The organism is Ectobacillus sp. OTK (assembly GCF_059698935.1).
In genome coordinates, this window is the sequence record NZ_AP048547.1 from 1,303,665 (window position 1) to 1,322,293 (window position 18,629).

General features: G+C 43.8%; 17 protein-coding genes, 1 pseudogene and 1 other annotated feature. Of the genes and pseudogenes, 11 read left to right on the forward strand and 7 right to left on the reverse strand.

The features are described from left to right. From trpA to cysK, 4 genes are all read left to right on the forward strand, one after another. Entirely contained in the window at positions 1–789 is a 789-nt protein-coding gene (gene trpA / locus AC6HZ4_RS06400; protein ID WP_497494150.1) for a tryptophan synthase subunit alpha, read from the forward strand. A 147-nt stretch (positions 790–936) separates the two neighbouring features. Further along, positions 937–2,439 (forward strand): L-lactate permease, encoded by a 1,503-nt coding sequence (locus AC6HZ4_RS06405; protein ID WP_497494152.1) that lies wholly within the window; start codon positions 937–939, stop codon positions 2,437–2,439. 387 nt (positions 2,440–2,826) lie between these two features. After that, a complete protein-coding gene (locus tag AC6HZ4_RS06410; protein WP_497494153.1) occupies positions 2,827–2,967 on the forward strand; it encodes a YrzI family small protein in 141 nt (46 codons plus the stop codon). A gap of 305 nt (positions 2,968–3,272) precedes the next feature. Continuing rightward, on the forward strand, positions 3,273–4,193 hold the full coding sequence (gene cysK, locus AC6HZ4_RS06415; RefSeq protein WP_497494154.1) for a cysteine synthase A: 921 nt from the start codon (positions 3,273–3,275) through the stop codon (positions 4,191–4,193). Positions 4,194–4,319: 126 nt separating this feature from the next. Here cysK and AC6HZ4_RS06420 read toward each other — a convergent pair whose 3' ends face one another. Beyond that, on the reverse strand, positions 4,320–4,784 hold the full coding sequence (locus AC6HZ4_RS06420) for a chemotaxis protein CheX (RefSeq protein WP_497494155.1): 465 nt from the start codon (positions 4,782–4,784) through the stop codon (positions 4,320–4,322). A gap of 229 nt (positions 4,785–5,013) precedes the next feature. Beyond that, the gene (locus tag AC6HZ4_RS06425; RefSeq protein WP_497494156.1) at positions 5,014–5,412 is read right to left on the reverse strand and encodes a VOC family protein; all 399 of its coding nucleotides are present in this window, start codon (positions 5,410–5,412) and stop codon (positions 5,014–5,016) included. Positions 5,413–5,561: 149 nt separating this feature from the next. Between AC6HZ4_RS06425 and AC6HZ4_RS06430 the strand changes: the two genes are divergently transcribed. Beyond that, positions 5,562–6,047, forward strand: a complete 486-nt coding sequence (locus tag AC6HZ4_RS06430; protein WP_497494157.1) for a hypothetical protein — start codon at positions 5,562–5,564, stop codon at positions 6,045–6,047. A 223-nt stretch (positions 6,048–6,270) separates the two neighbouring features. On the opposite strand, the gene AC6HZ4_RS06435 is transcribed toward AC6HZ4_RS06430, so the two are convergent. Continuing rightward, on the reverse strand, positions 6,271–7,377 hold the full coding sequence (locus tag AC6HZ4_RS06435) for a GerAB/ArcD/ProY family transporter (RefSeq protein WP_497494158.1): 1,107 nt from the start codon (positions 7,375–7,377) through the stop codon (positions 6,271–6,273). A 278-nt stretch (positions 7,378–7,655) separates the two neighbouring features. Here AC6HZ4_RS06435 and pxpB point away from each other — a divergent pair, with 278 nt between their 5' ends. The 4 genes from pxpB (at position 7,656) to mscL (ending at position 11,375) form a co-directional block, all read left to right on the forward strand. Beyond that, positions 7,656–8,366 carry a 5-oxoprolinase subunit PxpB gene (pxpB, locus tag AC6HZ4_RS06440; RefSeq protein ID WP_497494160.1) on the forward strand — a complete coding sequence of 237 codons (711 nt, stop codon included), beginning with the start codon at positions 7,656–7,658 and terminating at the stop codon, positions 8,364–8,366. After that, positions 8,363–9,367, forward strand: coding sequence for a 5-oxoprolinase subunit C family protein (locus AC6HZ4_RS06445; RefSeq protein WP_497494161.1), 1,005 nt, complete (start codon positions 8,363–8,365; stop codon positions 9,365–9,367). The genes pxpB and AC6HZ4_RS06445 overlap by 4 nt, the downstream gene beginning before the upstream one ends. 302 nt (positions 9,368–9,669) lie before the next feature. Then, positions 9,670–10,881, forward strand: coding sequence for an MFS transporter (locus tag AC6HZ4_RS06450; protein ID WP_497494162.1), 1,212 nt, complete (start codon positions 9,670–9,672; stop codon positions 10,879–10,881). Positions 10,882–10,976: 95 nt separating this feature from the next. Then, positions 10,977–11,375 (forward strand): large conductance mechanosensitive channel protein MscL, encoded by a 399-nt coding sequence (mscL, locus tag AC6HZ4_RS06455; RefSeq protein WP_497494163.1) that lies wholly within the window; start codon positions 10,977–10,979, stop codon positions 11,373–11,375. A gap of 80 nt (positions 11,376–11,455) precedes the next feature. Here the strand turns inward: mscL and AC6HZ4_RS06460 are convergent, their stop codons facing one another. Next, a complete protein-coding gene (locus tag AC6HZ4_RS06460) occupies positions 11,456–12,373 on the reverse strand; it encodes a metallophosphoesterase (protein ID WP_497494164.1) in 918 nt (305 codons plus the stop codon). A 128-nt stretch (positions 12,374–12,501) separates the two neighbouring features. On the opposite strand from AC6HZ4_RS06460, the gene AC6HZ4_RS06465 reads away from it, so the two are divergent. Further along, positions 12,502–13,257, forward strand: a complete 756-nt coding sequence (locus AC6HZ4_RS06465) for an NRDE family protein (protein ID WP_497494165.1) — start codon at positions 12,502–12,504, stop codon at positions 13,255–13,257. Between the two features lie 95 nt (positions 13,258–13,352). Here AC6HZ4_RS06465 and AC6HZ4_RS06470 read toward each other — a convergent pair whose 3' ends face one another. Together AC6HZ4_RS06470 and proB are read right to left on the reverse strand one after the other, a co-directional pair. Next, positions 13,353–14,600 carry a glutamate-5-semialdehyde dehydrogenase gene (locus tag AC6HZ4_RS06470; RefSeq protein ID WP_497494166.1) on the reverse strand — a complete coding sequence of 416 codons (1,248 nt, stop codon included), beginning with the start codon at positions 14,598–14,600 and terminating at the stop codon, positions 13,353–13,355. Between the two features lie 137 nt (positions 14,601–14,737). Continuing rightward, the gene (gene proB, locus AC6HZ4_RS06475; RefSeq protein WP_497494168.1) at positions 14,738–15,829 is read right to left on the reverse strand and encodes a glutamate 5-kinase; all 1,092 of its coding nucleotides are present in this window, start codon (positions 15,827–15,829) and stop codon (positions 14,738–14,740) included. A 40-nt stretch (positions 15,830–15,869) separates the two neighbouring features. Beyond that, positions 15,870–16,083: a binding site (T-box leader), on the reverse strand. Positions 16,084–16,297: 214 nt separating this feature from the next. Here proB and msrA point away from each other — a divergent pair. Next, positions 16,298–17,231 (forward strand): annotated as a pseudogene (gene msrA, locus AC6HZ4_RS06480) (peptide-methionine (S)-S-oxide reductase MsrA). Positions 17,232–17,266: 35 nt separating this feature from the next. Here the strand turns inward: msrA and brnQ are convergent. Next, positions 17,267–18,589: a branched-chain amino acid transport system II carrier protein gene (brnQ, locus tag AC6HZ4_RS06485; RefSeq protein WP_497494170.1), complete on the reverse strand. Its 1,323-nt coding sequence runs from the start codon at positions 18,587–18,589 to the stop codon at positions 17,267–17,269. Positions 18,590–18,629 lie beyond the last annotated feature (40 nt).

An 18,629-nucleotide genomic window follows, 5' to 3' on the forward strand; every position in this document is an offset into this window, starting at 1 on the left:
ATGGGAGCAGAACGCATTCAAGACGTATTTCAAAGATTACAGGCAGCAGGAGAGAAAGCATTCGTACCGTATATTATGGCGGGTGATGGAGGCTTAGAGAAGCTAAAGGAAACGATTTTGTTTTTAGATAAAGAAGGGGCAAGTGTCCTTGAAATCGGCATTCCGTTTTCTGATCCGGTTGCGGATGGCCCAACGATTCAGCGTGCTGGCAAGCGCGCGCTTGATAACGGGACAACGCTAAGCGATATTTTTCAAGCTCTTACAGAGGTTCGCCAGCATGTGTCCGTACCGTTTGTCTTAATGACATACTTAAATCCGATTTTATCCTTTGGACGTGAACGCTTTATTGAGCATTGCGTGCAGGCCGGGGTAGATGGTTTAATTATTCCAGATTTGCCGTTTGAGCACAATGATATATTGTCTCCGCTTCTAAAGCCTGCAAATATCGCGCTGATTCCGCTTGTTACATTAACAAGCCCGATTGAACGTATCCGTAAAATCGCATCTGAAGCGAGCGGCTTCTTATATGCGGTAACAGTAACAGGTGTAACGGGCGCCCGCCGTGAGTTTCAAGACAGTTTGTTCAAATACTTGGAGCACGTAAAGAGTGTTACAACATTGCCTGTACTAGCCGGCTTCGGTATTTCTACGCCGGAGCATGTGAAGGAAATGGCGAAGACGTGTGATGGTGTGGTTGTCGGCAGCCGGATTATCGACCTGCTGGAAGAAGGAGATAAGCAAGGGATTCGTGACTTGATTCAAGCTGCCCGTACTGTTGCAGTGAAATAAAATACAAAGGGACGTCCTCATGAACAGGGCGTCCTTTTTATATGGAATTGACTGTGTAAAAACAGTTTATGTTTAGCGTGAACTGTTATATAATAGTTTTTGGCAGGTCAATGACCTGTCAAATTACCATACAAAAGGTGATAAAACGTGGAAATACTTCTCGCTCTTAGCCCGATTCTCAGTATTTTTCTGTTTTTATTTGTATTCAAGCAAACATCTTTTCGATCTGCCATTTTCTCTTATTTGGTTTGCTTAGGCATCGTACTTTTATTTCAGCCATTTCAGTTACATACAGGGGAAATTCTTCATGCGACGGCAAAGGGGGCATTGATTTGTCTCATTGTTGCGTATGTATTATGTTTTGGTATTTTTTTGTTTCACCTTATGAATCAAATAGGCTTAATCCAGTCTATTGCCTCCTTTGTATCGGACACAACGAATGACCGTCTGATGCAGACTTTGCTCATATGCTTTGGGCTTTGTCCGCTTATCGAATCGGCAAGTGGATTTGGCATCGGCTTTATGGTTGCGGCGCCGATTTTTTTATCGCTTGGTTACCCGCCGTTTCAGTCTGCGCTTCTTTCCTTTATCGGACTGCTGGCTAGTTCATGGGGAGCACTTGCAACCGGAACGATTATCGGTTCGCAGCTCGTGAATATTCCGCTTCCTGTTATCGGGTCTGGCACAGCGGTTCTAAGCACACCTATTTTTGCATACATGATGATAGTTGCTCTGTACATCGTAGAGGGCTGGAGGGCAGTGCGGAAAAAATGGCGGGAGCTGCTTGGTTTTTTTCTTTTATTCTCGCTGTCTATCTTTTTATTTAGCACCTACGTAAGCGTGGAGCTTGCGGGTATTTTGAGTTCAGCGATGACAATTGCTTTTGGATTAATTAGCATCAAGACCTCCGCCGCTAAACGAAAAGCGGCATACTCACAAAGTGCAGCTTCGTTATCTGGAGAAAATCGAAATATTGTCAAGATATTAAGTCCATACCTATTTCTTACCTCATGCATTTTACTTTCACGGTTAATCCCTAGTGTTTCATACGCACTACAATCAAATTTCGTTCTAGACCTGCCATCCTATTCCTATAAGCTCGCACTTTTATACTCTCCTGGATTTTGGCTCGGCCTTACATGTGTTTTTACGATTATGCTGTTTCGTGTGCCGTTTTCAATTGTGAAACGGTCATTACGCAATACAATAAAGCAATGGATCCCATTTGCGATTACGACCACAATGTTTATTTCTATCTCAGAAATAATGGGAGCTTCTGGTATGCATCAGCTGCTCGCGCAAACGGCAGGAAATGCGTTCGGAAAGATGTTCATGATTGTAACGCCGTTCATTGGAGCGATAGGAGGATTTTTAACAGGCAGCAATGCCGGTTCAAATGCCATGTTTATTAAGCTGCAGGCCCAAACAGCGCAGCACGTCGGCTTGCCTTGGCAATTGATTTCGATAAGCCAAAATACAAGCTCCTCTATTTCCACCATTGCCTGCCCATCTCGCATTACACTTGGCGCTTATTTATGTAACATTCCGTCTCGCGAAAATGAGCTGCTTCGCACAACGGCGCTTATGATTAGCGGAGCAGTGCTGATTGTGCTGGTTGAAACAATTGCATGGCTCACGATGTTTCAATAAGGAACCAATGATACAAGTCTATTTTGCTGTAATAATGAAGAAATTCAAATATTTTCTAAATTAGTAGTTTACAATGAATCCCTATGTGTATATACTTTACTGTGTAAGAATAAATTTCCAAAAAGGAGGTCGAATAAAATGATGAATTGTATGACGATTGTAATGTTTCCTATGACCAAAGCTTCATACAATCTTATATTTAATTCGACCGCGCCGATACGGAACTGAAAACTGCCCAGTTTTTTTGCCCAAAACCATTCAGCCGCAGGACGAATTGTCTCCTGCGGCTTTTCCTATGCTTTGCCGCAGAGTCATTCGGATTTCTGCGGCTTTTTTGTGCAGTTTTTACTATTCTTACAAACTATACATGAAGAGAGGATTTTTTACATGAGATTTCATTTCTTATTTTTCACAATTACTATCACAAAACGAAGACGTTCGCAGGAGGAACTCTTGCATGAAGCACGCGTACAGCAAATGTACGACGAAGTAAGAGATCGTCAAGCTGCATTTTATCGCCCGCTGTAGGAACAATCGTTCAAATAGATGAAAGGAGGTTGGCGGATATGATACCGTTAAAAAGAGAGGTAATGATTTGGTTCGTTGAGGTGGATTCCATTTAGCCGGGACGACGGAATATTGTGATGGAATGGCAGATGGAGAGAAATCTTATCTGTCTTTTTTTGCGTAAATCAGCCTTCGTAATTGACCCTATGAACAGGAAATGATACGTTATGTTTATATTCTCCTATAATTTTACTGGGATTTGGGATTGAAAACCAGGTGCAGGAAAAGATGATGTATATTACATAACGGCGATGAAGGAGACTGTGATGAATGTATACAATAATGTAACAGAACTAATTGGAAAAACACCGCTTGTTCGCTTAAACCGAATTGTGCCGGCTGAGGCAGCTGATGTGTATGTAAAGCTGGAAATGTTCAATCCGTCCCGCAGCGTAAAGGATCGAGCTGCATATAACTTAATTGCGACCGCAGAGGAGCAGGGGCTGATTCGTCCAGGAGACACAATTATTGAGCCAACAAGCGGAAATACAGGTATCGGGCTGGCAATGAACGCGGCGGCAAAGGGGTATAAAGCAATTTTAGTCATGCCTGATAATATGTCAAAGGAACGTATTAATATTTTGAAGGCCTATGGAGCAGAGGTTGTGTTAACACCAGCTGCTGAGCGCATGCCGGGTGCTATTCAAAAGGCACTGGAGCTTCGGGAGCAAATTCCAGGCAGCTTCATTCCGCAGCAATTTGAAAATAAAGCAAATCCGGATATTCATCGCAGTACAACCGCTCTTGAAATTTACGAGCAAATGGAAGGAAAGCTCGATGCGTTCGTCGCGACTGCCGGAACAGGCGGCACGATTACAGGAACCGGCGAAGTGCTGAAGGGAAAAATACAAGGGCTGTATGTAGCGGTTGTTGAGCCAAAGGGATCTCCGGTTTTATCCGGTGGACAGCCGGGTCCGCACAAGCTTGTTGGTACAAGTCCGGGCTTTATTCCCCCTATTTTAAATACAAGCGTGTATGATGAAATTATCCAAATCGCTGACGAAGAGGCATTGGAAACAACCAGAAACCTTGCAAGACTGGAAGGAATTTTAGTTGGGCCTTCATCAGGGGCATCCGTCTATGCAGCTATAATGGTCGCGAAACGGTTAGGTGCAGGCAAACGTGTAGTGTGTATTGCTCCTGATACAGGGGAGAGATACCTAAGCATGAATATTTTCGGTGAGTAAAATAGAACATGGAACAACATTGACCGCGTCTCAAACCTGTGCAAACAAAGAGGATGTCTCAAAAGATGGAGGCTGCCCTCAAAAGGTTGCGTTTAGCAGCCTTTGGGTCAGCCTCTTTGTTGTATGCTATGCACTTTTTAGAGATACATATACATTGATTTCTCCGATTAGACCCTTTAGGACAATGGTAGTAAACTGATCAGGGGATCGGAAGGTAGAGATGCCTTTATTCAGGACTGGCGGTGTTGCATCTACAGAAGTCCCTCTTTTGGATATTTCAATGGCTGTTGTTCCTGCCACCCAATTGCCGAATTCCTGAATGGCACTCCAAGCCATTTCATCAATTTCGGGAATCTCCATGCCTCCCATCATCATTCCGACAATATTTTTTGCTGTATCCTCATTGAAGGAACAAATAATTTGCCCCTTTAAGTCCCCTACAATTCCAAGCAAAACAGAAATTTCCCTGGATTCTATTTCTGTCTTGCCCGTATCTAGTTGGGCAATTTCTATTTCGATACCAAAATGGCTTTTAAACAGGCTGCTTACAGCCTGCCTTAATGCTTCCATATATTGCTTCATCTCTACCATACATAAGCACCTCCGCATGATCTTTACGAGAAACATTCTTCTTAATTCTTATATTGTTCTTCTTTTTTTGTTTACATACGAAAAGAACAGAAGAGGTGTTTAATGGAGCTTCAGGTAGTAGAGGAGAATGTTTATCCGATAGAGCCTCCTAATCAAAGCAATAACGAAGCAATTTTATCGCGTTAAAGGGGATCAACAGACAGGCAGCTTGAAACTGCTTGTCTGCTAATTATGAACGTTGTAAGTTCTTTTGCTCTACATGCAGTTCAATCAAATTTCCATCTGGGTCAGCACAAAAGATTTGTGCAAAGCCGCTCACGCTATTTGGCTTTTCGAGTACGTCAACATGATTCTGCTTTAACCAACGTAAGGTTTGATCATAGTCCTTCACCCTCAGCGCAAAATGTCCTTCTCTGCTGCTTAACCTTTTATCGGGTCGAATTGTTTGTGAGCCTGGACAGACAAGTAAATGAAGCTGCTGCTGTCCAATTGCGTACCATGCTCCTTCAAAGTCAAAATTGGGGCGCTCAATTTCCTTCAAACAGAGAATTTTACTATAAAAATGTTTTGCCTTTTCTAAATCAGTCACATTTATTCCAATGTGATGAAGCTCCTCGTATTGAATCAAAACGATAATCCCCTTCCAAACACTTAATTAGATTTACCCATATCCTCGATGTTACCACAACCTGCACTATATTCGCTATCGCTGTAGTGTTGACTCGTCTGTCAATCTATTTGAAGCCTTCACATACTTTTTATAGGAGGCTTAGAAATTTGTATAAACTAAAGCAGGTGATACAAGTGAAGGAGTTCTTTAAAAAGTTAAAAGGAACATTTACAAGCATGGCGGTGGATAAGGCTGTCTCTATTCCAATTACTGCGGACCGTTTACTATGGATGTTTCGCAAGGGGATTAAGGAACAGGAGGAGATTCGGAATTTGGATGTATCCTTTCACGGCGGAATAATATGCATCAGCGGTTTGACGAAAAAGCTTTTGCTGCAGGTATATTTTGAAATTGATTTGAAACCGTTGAAAGCGGAGCATAGAACCTTATACTTTACGGTTCCATATATGAAGCCGTTCAATCAGGAGTGGATGAAGAGAAGAGTTTTAAATAAACCTCCGTACACAGTGTATGAGGAGCGGATGCTGAAGATGAATTTGGATGAGATTGATACAATTAAGTCTATTCCAGTTGGAAGCATTAAACACTTTGAAATCCGGGATGGAAAGCTGTGGGTGAAAATAGGGATGTAAAGCGGGATGATGGCGGCAGCTTGTTTTAGAAATAGAAGAATAGCTTTTTAGCAAAAACAAAAGAGGCACATCCCGCTCTTCATATCTTTCTTCATTTATATCTCTTATCTGCAATGAAAAGTTGCTAGTAGTCGAAGGCATAGTAATTTTCCTTATCCATGAAAGTATAGCTTTTAAAGCATTATCTAGCTTCATTGGCTTGCTTGCCCTCTAGCGTGTGAGTTTATATTTCTTCTTTTCTTTTTCCTCTTAGCCTTGTGCGAAGCAATTCTATAATCATGAGCAAAAGAGGTATATAGAGTGCGAACGGAGGAAAGATGTATTTTAAAGCAAACCTTCCTTGTTCAAAATGGGTTTGTGCATTCGGAGCGATAGCTAGAGATGCCAAAAAGATTATACTCCCGATTGGAAGCACAAGTTTATTTTTTTGAATATGGAGCACATCTGCAGCAGCTATGATGGCGGCATAGGAAAAAATGGCAACCTTAAAAAAGTCGTTCAAAATTAAACTAATAAGAACAAATGCATCAAGCCGCTGTATAACATCTCCAATGTTAATGTACTGCATTAACCTTAAAAACGGGAACATAACAGCGCTAACCTTGCTTGCTCCTAGTACCGAAATTTCTAGAAACACAGTTAGCGATAGTATAGTCCCGCTTATTAAAATGCAAATTGTTCCAATTTTGAACCCGGATTTTGGATGAAGTAAATAAGGCAGTACCATTGTAAAGCAAATCATCTCACCAAAAGGAAACATAATTGTTTGCTCATAGGTGACAGTGAGAACGGGTTTCCATCCTTTTTCTAACGGAGGAAGTACCTTTGTTGGATCTATTACATCTGAAAAAAGTAAACATACTAGTGCTAGTATTCCCATGAATAAGAACAAGAGAAAGTATATCTCCCCTACACGTGATAGTACCTCAAGCCCTTTATATAAAGAATAACAAACTAAGCTCATAATAATAAGCCCGGTAACTGATAAAGGGGTTTCATTATAGGTAGGGCGCAGCAGCTCCATCCCATCTCTTAAATCCCTTGCAGCGCCATAGATAAAAAAAAGAGTATATAGCAGTGCTATAACAAAGCCTGCCTTCTGACCGACAATTTGTTTTACATAGCCTGTTAATGGCTGGCGGGGAAAGTGCCGATGCAGATAAGCATAAATGAAGAAAATTAGCAGACCTCCGAGCATACCGAGTAAAACTGCAATCCAAGCATCCTGTTTTGCATCTACACCTAACGGAACCATAACCGCTGTTCCTAGCTCAAATAATATAATTAAACAGAACAATTGAAACGAACTGATTCTCTCTATCCCGATCATTATCACTCCTCCTTTCAAGCCCGGATGCTTTGTGATTATGTTCGTAAGCCGGACAGTAGATTCATTTGGATATTATCCCCAAAATATAAAGCTTCACAAGTGGATTTTCTAAATTTTTGCAGTTCTTTTGGGAGGGAGCGTTATGTAATAAAAGCTATGGAGACGGAGCGGGAGGCTGCGGTACAATATGATGTAAGTACAGGGAAACGTATAGAGAAGCTCGTTGGAATAGGAGATAGAGTAATTTCTTGTGCATTTCAAGTGAAAGGAGCAGGTGTATGGGTGAGATTCGGTTTTATCCATTAGGCGATACAGCTATTACGGTGCAGCTCGGGAGATCGGCTGATATAGAAGTACATAACAAGGTGAGGGGACTTGTCAAATACTTAGAGGAGCATCCGCTTCCGGGGATGACAGAGCTGGTTCCCGGTTTTACAACAGTAACTGTGTTTTATGATCCTATTCAGCTATCATGCTTGGGGCAGAAAGCCCTGCCTTATGAACAAATTCGCGCCGCATTGGAGCAGGCTATGGCCAATTCTTACATAGCTACAGGAGAACCGAGAGTTATTACCATTCCTGTCTGTTATGGAGGGGAGTTTGGTCCTGATTTACAGGAAGTGGCCGATTTTACGGGAATTCCTCCTGAAGAAGTCATTGCACTTCATTCAGGGCGAAGCTATACAGTTTATATGATCGGATTTGCACCTGGTTTTCCATACTTAGGAGGGATGTCCGAGAGACTTGCAGTGCCGCGCCGTTCTTCTCCTCGTCTCGTTATCTCGGCAGGGAGTGTCGGGATTGGAGGAAAGCAAACGGGTATTTATCCAATGGAAAGTCCAGGAGGCTGGCAAATTATCGGCCGCACGCCGCTGCGGCTATTTAATCCTCTCAGGGACCAACCAAGCCTGCTGCAGGCAGGAGATATCGTGCACTTTCAGCCTATTATGCGAGAAGAATATGAAGCTTGGGGGAGGCGAACAGAGTGACAATACAGGTACTACGTCCAGGGTTGTGTACGAGTGTGCAGGATTTAGGAAGATACGGATACCGAAAGCAAGGAGTTGTTGTGGGCGGCGCGATGGATACGGCAGCTCTTAGAATCGGCAATATGCTGGTGGGCAACGAAGAAACTGCTGCTGCGCTTGAGGTAACGCTAGTCGGTCCAAAGCTTTTGTTTGAAGAGGATGCATTGATTTCTATATGCGGCGGCGATTTATCCCCTCATATAGAGGGATATGCAGTTCCGCTATGGCGTTCCGTGCTTGTAAAGTCGGGCAGCATTCTGCAGTTTGGGGCTTCAAAGCTTGGATGCCGATCGTACATTGCAGTTGCGGGCGGTATTGATGTTCCAGAGGTGATGGGAAGCAGGAGTACGTATATACGAGGGGAATTTGGAGGCTTGGAAGGGCGTAATGTAAAAGAGGGAGATCGACTTTTAATTGGAAAGGCTTCAAAGCTTGCCTGCCGTTTAGCAGGGCAGTTGTCTGGACGAGCAAAAAGGGGATTCTCGGCGGCAAGGTGGGGAATCTCCTCAAAATTGCGACCTGTGTATTCGACGCAATCGATCGTTCGCATCATTCGCGGTCCACAGTTTGAATGCTTTACAGGGCGAGCACAAGAGGAGTTTTTCTCATGTTCGTTTCGCGTTACAACAAACTCAGATCGAATGGGATATCGGTTAGAAGGAGTGAAGCTTGAACTGCAAAGGGCTGCTGAACTGTTTTCTGAGGCCGTATCAATCGGAACGATTCAAGTGCCGCCAGAAGGAAATCCGATTGTACTGATGGCAGATTGCCAAACGACTGGCGGGTATCCGAACATTGGATACGCGGCGAGTGTCGATATTCCAATACTGGCTCAACTGAAGCCTGGAGATTTCGTGCAGTTTCAAGAAATTTCCTTACAGCAGGCGCACGTGCTCATGCTTGGGCAAGAAAAACGACTAAAACTGGCAAAGTTCGAGATACAATGGAAAGGGAAGGGGTAAAGGATGTATCTTTGAAGTCTGATACGACCTGTATTTACGGAGACGGCGCACATGCTCATGCTTGTGCAAAGTATTCGTATATTGCAAGCTGCAGGTGCTTTATTTAGAACGTTCAAATTAGATGAACTTCGATACGTACCCAGGCTATGTTTTCTTATCATTTAAGTAAGTGAATAGTTATAAAGATTACAGGTAAGTAACTGGAAAATAGAAGAAGATGGGTATACAATAGACTGTATCTAAAAACTTGTAAAAATGGACTCTAGAGTTAATCGTCCATTTGCTGGAGAGGAGAAAATACCTTGCAAGCAGCAGCGCCTAAACAAAGCACTTTAAACACACCGACGATTTACCGCATTATTTTTGCTATTAGCTTAGGTCATTTGATGAATGATTCTATGCAAGCTGTCGTGCCGGCTATATTTCCGATTTTGGAACGGTCTATGAATCTATCATATACGCAGGTTGGCTGGATTGCGTTCGCTTTGAATATGACGTCTTCGATTATGCAGCCTGTATTTGGGTTATATACGGATAAGAAGCCCTCACCGTTTCTGCTTCCGCTTGGAATGCTGTCAAGTATGCTCGGTATGATTGGCATAGCCTTTGCACCCAACTTTTATTTCGTACTTCTTTCTGTTTTATTTATCGGCCTTGGCTCAGCTGTGTTTCATCCGGAAGGAGCGCGTGTTGCCTTTATGGCTGCGGGAACAAAACGAGGATTGGCACAATCAATTTATCAGGTTGGCGGTAATACCGGAAATGCACTTGCACCGATTTTCACCGCTTTAATTTTTGTCCCGCTTGGTCAGCACGGTGCTGCTTGGTTTACGATTTCGGCAGCAATCGGTGTATTGCTGCTTTGGTACGTATCCAAATGGTATCGTACAGAGCTAACGAGCGGTACGATGCGCGTGAAGAAGCGTGCGGCGGCTGGAAATGCGGAAGGCAAGCTGAGCAGGAAAGTAAAGTTTGCGGTTGTATTCCTCATTTTCTTAACATTTGCGCGATCCTGGTATAACGCCGGCATCGGTAACTTTTATCAGTTTTATCTGATTGAGCATTATGGCCTGTCCATCCAGGCTGCACAATATTATGTATTTATCTTTATGATTGCCGGAGTGGCGGGAACGTTTTTTGGAGGGCCGTTATCCGATCGTTTTGGAAAGCGAAATCTTATCTTGTTTTCCATGCTGGGTTCCGCGCCGCTTGCTTTGTTGCTGCCGCACATTCCGCTCGTGTGGGTAGCGCCGTTGTTTGCAGTTCTTGGATTTATTTTATTCAGCAACTTTAGTGTGATTGTAGTGTACACACAGGAGCTTATGCCTGGAAAAGTAGGCATGGCGTCCGGTTTAATTGTCGGTCTTGCATTCGGTATGGGTGCACTCGGTGCAGTTGTACTTGGAAAGCTGGCCGATATGTACGGTTTAACGTTTACTATGATGTTTTGCAGCTTCCTGCCTCTTCTCGGGGTTGTGTCATGGCTGCTGCCGGATGACCGAAAAGCGCAATAGCGGCACAAGAGAGATGGATTCGTCTCTCTTTTTTTGTCTGTGAGAAAGATGGTACAATGAGGAAACTGAGAGAATTAAGAAAGGAGCTAGGAGGCATGTGGCAGGAGTTTAAGAAATTTGCGTTCAAAGGAAATGTTATGGATCTTGCTGTCGGGGTTATTATCGGCGCTGCATTCGGGAAAATCGTCACCTCCTTGGTAACAGATATTATTACACCGCTCGTAGGATTGCTGCTCGGCGGTATTAATGTTGCACATTTACAAATTCAAGTCGGCAAAGCGGTTGTGAAATACGGCAGCTTTCTGCAAACGATTATTGATTTTGGAATTGTTGCGTTTTCTATTTTTCTTTTTATTCGCTTTTTCAACAAATTAAAGAGGAAAGAGGAAATAGAGGAGCAGCAGGAGGTACCGAAGCTAAGTAAAGAGGAAGAGCTGTTAACAGAAATTCGTGATGTTCTAAAGCAAAGTATACAAAGGGAGACAGATAAGTAAGTTCCGGTTAGGAGCAGAGTGAGAATTCGACATAGATCTTCTTATGTGAGTAAGAAAAAAGCCGCCAAGAAGGCGGCCTTTTAACTCCACAGTCCCGGCACTGTGACTGGAGTAAAGACAAGGGATGGCTGTGATGTGTGCAGTTCGCTGATTGTACCGATGAAATAATTTGGACTGCTGTGGCGGCTCGTATCATTGCCGCCGCACCCGGTAACAAGATAAGGAATCCGGTGCGTGACGCTTAATGCTCGAAATGAAGCGGTATGCTCATATGAAAAATGACGATGATGATTGATGATGCCTTGTACATTCGTGCTTATATGCTGAAAAAATGCTTTTGTTTCATCAGCTGATAAAACGTAATGGTCATCATCTTTCTTTTGTTTAAAAGTTCCTACACGTAAGTCGGCGTGAAAGTCAATTAAGTAATGGTCAGACGAATGTGTAATAAGCTTTCGCTTCATCCATTCTAGGTCCTCATCGTAAAAATAAGGTGTACCCTTTAAGCCTGAAAAGTATGTTGGAAGATAAATGTAAGCTACATTTGAACCTGGGATCAGTATTTCTCCCTTAACAGGCCCAATATACTCCTCAAATAGTCGAGGAGACAGTTCATCCTCTTCAAGCACGAAATCATGATTGCCAATTGTGACGAAAATCGGAAGCTCTTTCGGAAATAATATATCTTTTGTAACATCTACAAAGGCTTGCAGGTTGGCTTCCTTTTGTTTTAGTTTGCTAATGCCTTTAATCACACCGTCGCCAATGGTGTCCCCGCCGTGAATGACAAAAGCTGCGGAGGAAGCATGGTTTTTGACAATATGCTGCAAAATTCTTTTGTAGCGTTCTCCGTTTTCGTCTAGGTCATACTGTTTTGTATGACCGTTCCAACCATAAGAGTTTATATGGCTGTCACCAAGAATAACAAACTGTATTTCATCGTCCGGAAACGATTTTTTTCGTAGCAGATTTAAAGATTCCTCATTTAATGTTGCCATACGGTTATACTCCTTACAAAGTGATACCTTATCGTATGCATAAAAACAAGGGGGGGTTTCGTTGAGCAGCAAGAAAAACAAGTATGATATAGTGAAAAAATCAATGCTCTGGAAAGAAGGTGCCGAACATGTGCTTAATTAATTTTGCTTACAAACTAGGTAATATCGACCTTATTGTAGCGGCCAATCGGGATGAATTTTATAATAGACCGACGGCTCCCGCACATTTTTGGAATGATGCCCCGAATGTGCTCGCAGGCCGGGATTTAGAGAAAATGGGGACTTGGATGGGGATTACGAAGCAGGGGCGCTTTGCCGCGCTTACAAACTATCGAAATCCGGCGGAAAGCACAGAGCATAAACGCTCCCGCGGCGAGGTTGTTAGTCGGTTTTTAACGGGACAGGACTCGCCAGAGTACTATATGCTGCAGATGCAGCGGCAACGTGATGCATATCCGGGCTATAATCTAATCGCCGGAGATATGCAGTCATTATATTACTACTCTAACGTGGAAAATGAAATTAAGCTGCTGGCTCCTGGATTGTATGGGTTAAGCAATCATCTGCTTGACACTCCGTGGCCGAAGGTTCGAAAGGGGAAGGAGGGATTGAAACAATGCTTAGAAGCAGCGGACAATCTTTATGGTTGTCTATTTGCATCATTGCAGCAGGCAGAGCCAGCGCCAGATGAAGAGCTTCCGAGTACAGGTGTTTCGCTTGATTGGGAGCGAAAGCTGTCGCCATTGTTTATTCAAACACCGAGCTACGGGACAAGATCATCTGCGGTACTGCTTCGGAAAGAGAAGGAAATTCATTTTACAGAGCGTGTGTATGAGGATGGGATGGTAGCGGAAAGAGAATTTTTGTTTTCTGTTACAGAATGAAACTAGGGAGTATATAGGAAAAGTGGGATAAAACATCCCACTTTCGTTGTGCTTTATGAAGCTCCCTTATACATTTTAGGGAGATAGGAATTATCTTATTGGCGGATTTGGCCAGTTCCGCGCACAATGTATTTGGTAGATGTAAGAGCAGGAAGCCCCATTGGTCCACGCGCGTGCAGCTTTTGTGTACTAATGCCAATTTCAGCGCCGAAGCCGAATTCAAAGCCGTCTGTGAATCGAGTAGAAGCATTGTGATATAAGGCTGCTGCATCAACGGATGTAAAGAATTTTGCAATGTTCTCATCGTTACTTGTTACAATTGCTTCTGAATGCTTTGTACCATATTGATTAATATGGGCAATAGCTTCTTCTGTATTAGCGACAATTTTGATGGCTAGAATTAAATCATTGTATTCTGTTTCCCAATCCTCTTCTGTTGCAGCATGCAAGGTAGGAATGAGCTGACGCGCTGCTTCGTCGCCGCGAAGTTCAACACCTTTTTCCTGCAAAGCCGCTGTAAGCTTAGCTAGATGATGGCTTGCCCAAGCTTCATGAACGAGAACTGTTTCAATGGAGTTGCAGACGGAAGGACGTTGTGCCTTCGCATTTACAACGATATCAATTGCCATTTGCTCATCGGCTGATTGATCGATAAAGACGTGGCAGTTGCCAGCGCCAGTTTCTAATACAGGAACAGACGATTGCGCTACAACAGTTTGGATGAGCTGTTTGCCGCCGCGCGGGATTAGCACGTCTAAATAATCATTTAATGTAAATAGCTGAGAAGCAGTTTCACGGCTCGTATCTTCAATCAGTTGAACAGCATCCACAGGGATGTCAGTACGCTCTAAAGCATGATGAATGACACGTACAAGAGCTTTGTTAGAGTGAGCTGCTGAGGAGCTGCCGCGCAAAATAACCGCATTTCCTGTTTTTAGACAAAGCGTTGCAGCATCAACTGTTACGTTTGGACGTGCTTCATAAATCATGCCGACAACACCGAGCGGAACGCGCACCTTTTCGATTTGTAAGCCATTTGGACGCTCCCATGCTTCTAGGCGCTCTCCAACAGGATCTGGCAGCTCAACAAGCTGTGTCATCGCATCGGCCATATCATGGATGCGCGCTTCATTTAAGGTAAGGCGGTCGATTAAAGACGTAGACGTTCCCTTTGCCTTCGCATCTTCTATATCCTTCTTGTTTTCCGCAAGCAGATAGTCCATCTCTTCTACAAGCTGTTTTCCGATTGCGGCTAAAGCTGCATTTTTCTGCTCTGTTGACTTTGTAACAAGCTCACTTGCTGCTTGCTTTGCCAGTTTTGCTTTCGTCAATAATTCACTCATTGATAAATCCCCCTTTTCTAATTTAGCTAGGATAAGTATTGATTGATGAGAATTGGGTGTTATCTAGCTCCTGCAGCCTATTTTCTTCAGGTGAAGAATCTTCACCTGCGGGAGCAAATCGGGCTGTGTCCGCATTTCTAGATAGTCACCCAATTGTCTCGATGAATGACCTCATAATGCTTATATGCGAGTTCGTTGCTTTGCTTTCCTTTTATTCGCTCTAGTTCAGGTGCATCGTAGTTGATTTGTCCTTTTCCGATTACGACTCCCTTTTCATTTATGACCTCAACAACTTCACCTGCATGAAAGCTGCCGCGCACCGATGTAACGCCTGCCGGCAACAAACTTTTCCCTTGCTGAAGGATAGCTGCCGCTGCACCCGGATCTACAACAATTTGCCCGCTTACGAATGAGTGAAGCGCAATCCATTGCTTCTTATTTTTCAAAAGACGCTGCGGTGCATTGCCAATATATGTGCCGTCGCCTTTTCCTTCTAAAATGTCTGTTAGCTTCTCCGCACCCGATCCCGTTCCGATAAAGACGCTGACGCCAAGCGATAAGGCAGTTCTTGCCGCATCAATTTTCGATTTCATGCCGCCGGTGCCAACCTTAGAACCGGCGGAACCCGCAAATGCAGCGATTTCATCTGTAATGGCAGGAAGAAAGGAGTATTTCTTAGCGGATGCATCCTGACGCGGATTTTTGTCATATAGCCCATTAATATCTGTAAGAATAATAAGCATGTCTGCCTGAACGAGCCCGCTTACGAGAGCCGATAGCATATCGTTGTCTCCAAATGTTAATTCTTCGATAGAAACAGAATCATTTTCGTTAATAATCGGGAGCACGGAGCGGTCAAGCAGCTCTGACAAGGTAGCAAAGGCATTACTGTATTGCTCTTTTCTTGAAAAGTCGCCTCGCGTTAACAAAAGCTGTGCAGCTACGATGCGATGCTCTCGAAAGGCTTCCGTATAAGCCTGCATCAAAAGACCTTGTCCGACTGCAGCTGCCGCCTGCTTTCCGGTAATTGTTACGGGACGCGACGGATAGCCAAGCTCTGTAAATCCGGCAGCCACTGCACCAGAGGAGATAAGTACGACATCATGCCCGGCTTGCTTCAGCTTTGCTAAAGCGCCTACATGATCCGTTAGCTTTTCCATACAAATACCGCCGCCGTCAGACGTAAGCGAGCTGCTTCCGATTTTCACGACAATACGTTGCTTTTTCACGTTTTTCCCTCCAATATAAAAAGACCCTTCCATCCTTTATAAAAAGGACGGAAGGGTCATGATTCCGCGGTACCACCTTTTTTGATATGCATAAAGCATATCCGCTCAACACCTGTAACGCAGGCGAACGTTCAGTTTATCACCGAAAGCTCCAGGGCAGGTTCAATAGCTTCTTCTCGAGGAATCTTCCAGCCTGCGGATTCCACTCTCTATCGAAAGAAGGGGTATTTACTAGTCCCTTTCAATGCTTTTTGTATTTTAATTTTTAGAATATTATGCCGTAAATCCTTGTCCAATGTCAAGCGGAAAGGGGGATTTCTTTTTGATCAGCAGCATAATTCGTCTAACACAATAGTACGTTCATTGATAAGAAGCTAATCTGCTGTAGCAGCTTCATTTATATTAGAAAAATAAATAAACATGATATAATCACAGCAGTACCATATTTTTCATAATGAGGTGAAAGGAATGAATGGAAATACAAATGCGCAGCTGGCAACCTTTGCTGGCGGCTGTTTTTGGTGCATGGTCACGCCGTTTGAAGAGATGGATGGCGTGCTTGGTATTGTATCAGGATATACAGGAGGACATACAGAAAATCCGACATATAAAGAGGTATGCTCGGAAACGACTGGACATTACGAGGCCGTGCAAATTACGTTCGACCCGAGCCGTATGCCGTATGAAAGGCTGCTTGAACTGTACTGGCAGCAAATTGACCCGACGGATCCGGGCGGGCAATTTTATGACCGCGGGCAATCATACCAAACTGCCATTTTTTATCATACAGAGGAGCAGAGACAGCAAGCGGAAGCGTCCAAGCGCGCCTTGGCGGAAAGCGGTCGTTTTCAAAAACCGATTGTGACTGCTATTTTACCGGCTTCTACCTTCTACCCGGCAGAGGAATATCATCAGGATTATCATAAGAAAAACCCGTTCCGCTATAAAATGTATCGGCAAGGCTCGGGACGTGATGCCTTCATTAAGAAGCATTGGCCCTAAGGATACGTCTTATTTACAGGAAAAGCTAACGGCGATGCAATATTATGTCACACAAGAGAAGGGCACGGAGCCGCCGTTTCAAAATGAGTATTGGAATTGTGACTTAGAGGGACTATATGTGGATATTGTCTCCGGAGAACCGTTGTTTAGTTCTAAGGATAAGATCGATATCGGCTCGGGCCGACCTGTTTTTAGAAAACCTGTTATGTTTGCGAGCGTAATGGAGCAGCTTGGCAGCGATGGGGTGGAAGTTCGAAGCAGAGAAGCGGGCTCTTATCTAGGCCGCCGTTTTCCATCTTGCTACGAGGTGAATTCCGCAGCCCTGCGTTTTATCCGAAAAGAAGATCTGGAGCGTGAAGGCTATGGAGATTTTCTCATTTTATTTCAATTGAAAAGATAAAAGGTCTTGCCGATTCATCGGCAAGACCTTTTATCTTAAGATGCATATTGATCATTTTTATGTGCGGGCGGCCGTGGGACAAAACGGCTGATGATGACCCCGATAATAGCCCCGACAATCGCTGGAACAACCCAGCCTAATCCAAACGAAGAGAACGGAAGTGAATTCATTATGCTATTTAGAAGTGCTGACTCTAGCCCAAACATTTTAAGTCCGTCGTATAGCGAAAAGACTCCTGTAAACAGCATAGAGCCAGTGTATACTGCTCGCGAGCCGTTAAAGAAACGGTGCAAAAAGGCAAGAGCTACGAGCACAATGGTTAATGGATACGCCATTACAAGAAACGGTACCGAAACTGTAAGAATTTGATTTAAGCCTAGATTCGCAAGGCCCAAGCTTACGAGTGTAACCGTCAATGCCATTGTTTTATAGCCTACCTTTGGCATGAGCTTTGCGAAATATTGTCCGCATGCAGTGGTTAGGCCAACGCATGTTGTAAAGCACGCTAACGTAAAGATAAAACCAAGCAGCATATTGCCTCCTTGTCCGAACAGCAGGCTTGCTGCACTGGAAAGAACGGTTGTTCCATTCTCAAACGAACCTTGCGAAGCCATCCTTGCACCTAGCAGGCCGAGCGCGATATAAACAGCTGCTAAAGCAACACCGGCAATCAAACCTGCTTTTGCTGTATAGCGTGTTAGCTTTTGGGAATCTGTAATGCCGCGTTGCTGCAATGCTGTCAAAATAACGATACCAAATGCAAGAGAAGCCAGCGCATCCATCGTAGAATAACCATCAATAAAGCCTGTAAAGAACGGAGCAGCTTCATATTTTGCCTTTGGCGCTTGAAGCGGCTCATGCAGCTGCATAAAGGCAGCTGCGCATAGCACAGCCATTGCCAAAAGCAGGACAGGTGTAATCCATTTACCCATATAGTCTACCATTTTGGATGGATTTAGGCTGACTACATAGACGAGAGCGAAGAAAATAACTGTAAAGATAAATAACGTAAGCGATGAGCCGTCGATAAACGGCTTGAAGCCCATTTCATACGCAACATTTGCATTGCGCGGAATTGCCAGAAATGGTCCGATGGATAAGTACACAATTACAGTAAAAGCAGAGCCGAAGCGAGGATGAACCCGATTGCCGAGTGCCTGTGCTCCTCCTTTTACAAGTGAAATTGCGACCAGTACAAACAAAGGCAAACCAACCGCAGTTACGATAAAGCCGGTCATGGCCAGCCAAAGGGATGTACCAGCCTCAGCTCCTAGCAGCGGAGGGAACATTAGGTTTCCCGCTCCGAAAAACATGGAAAATAACATTAGCCCAATAAGCAAAAGGTCTTTCTTTTTCATAGATGAACTCCTTTCTCGTGTTGAACAACTCAAAAAGCCC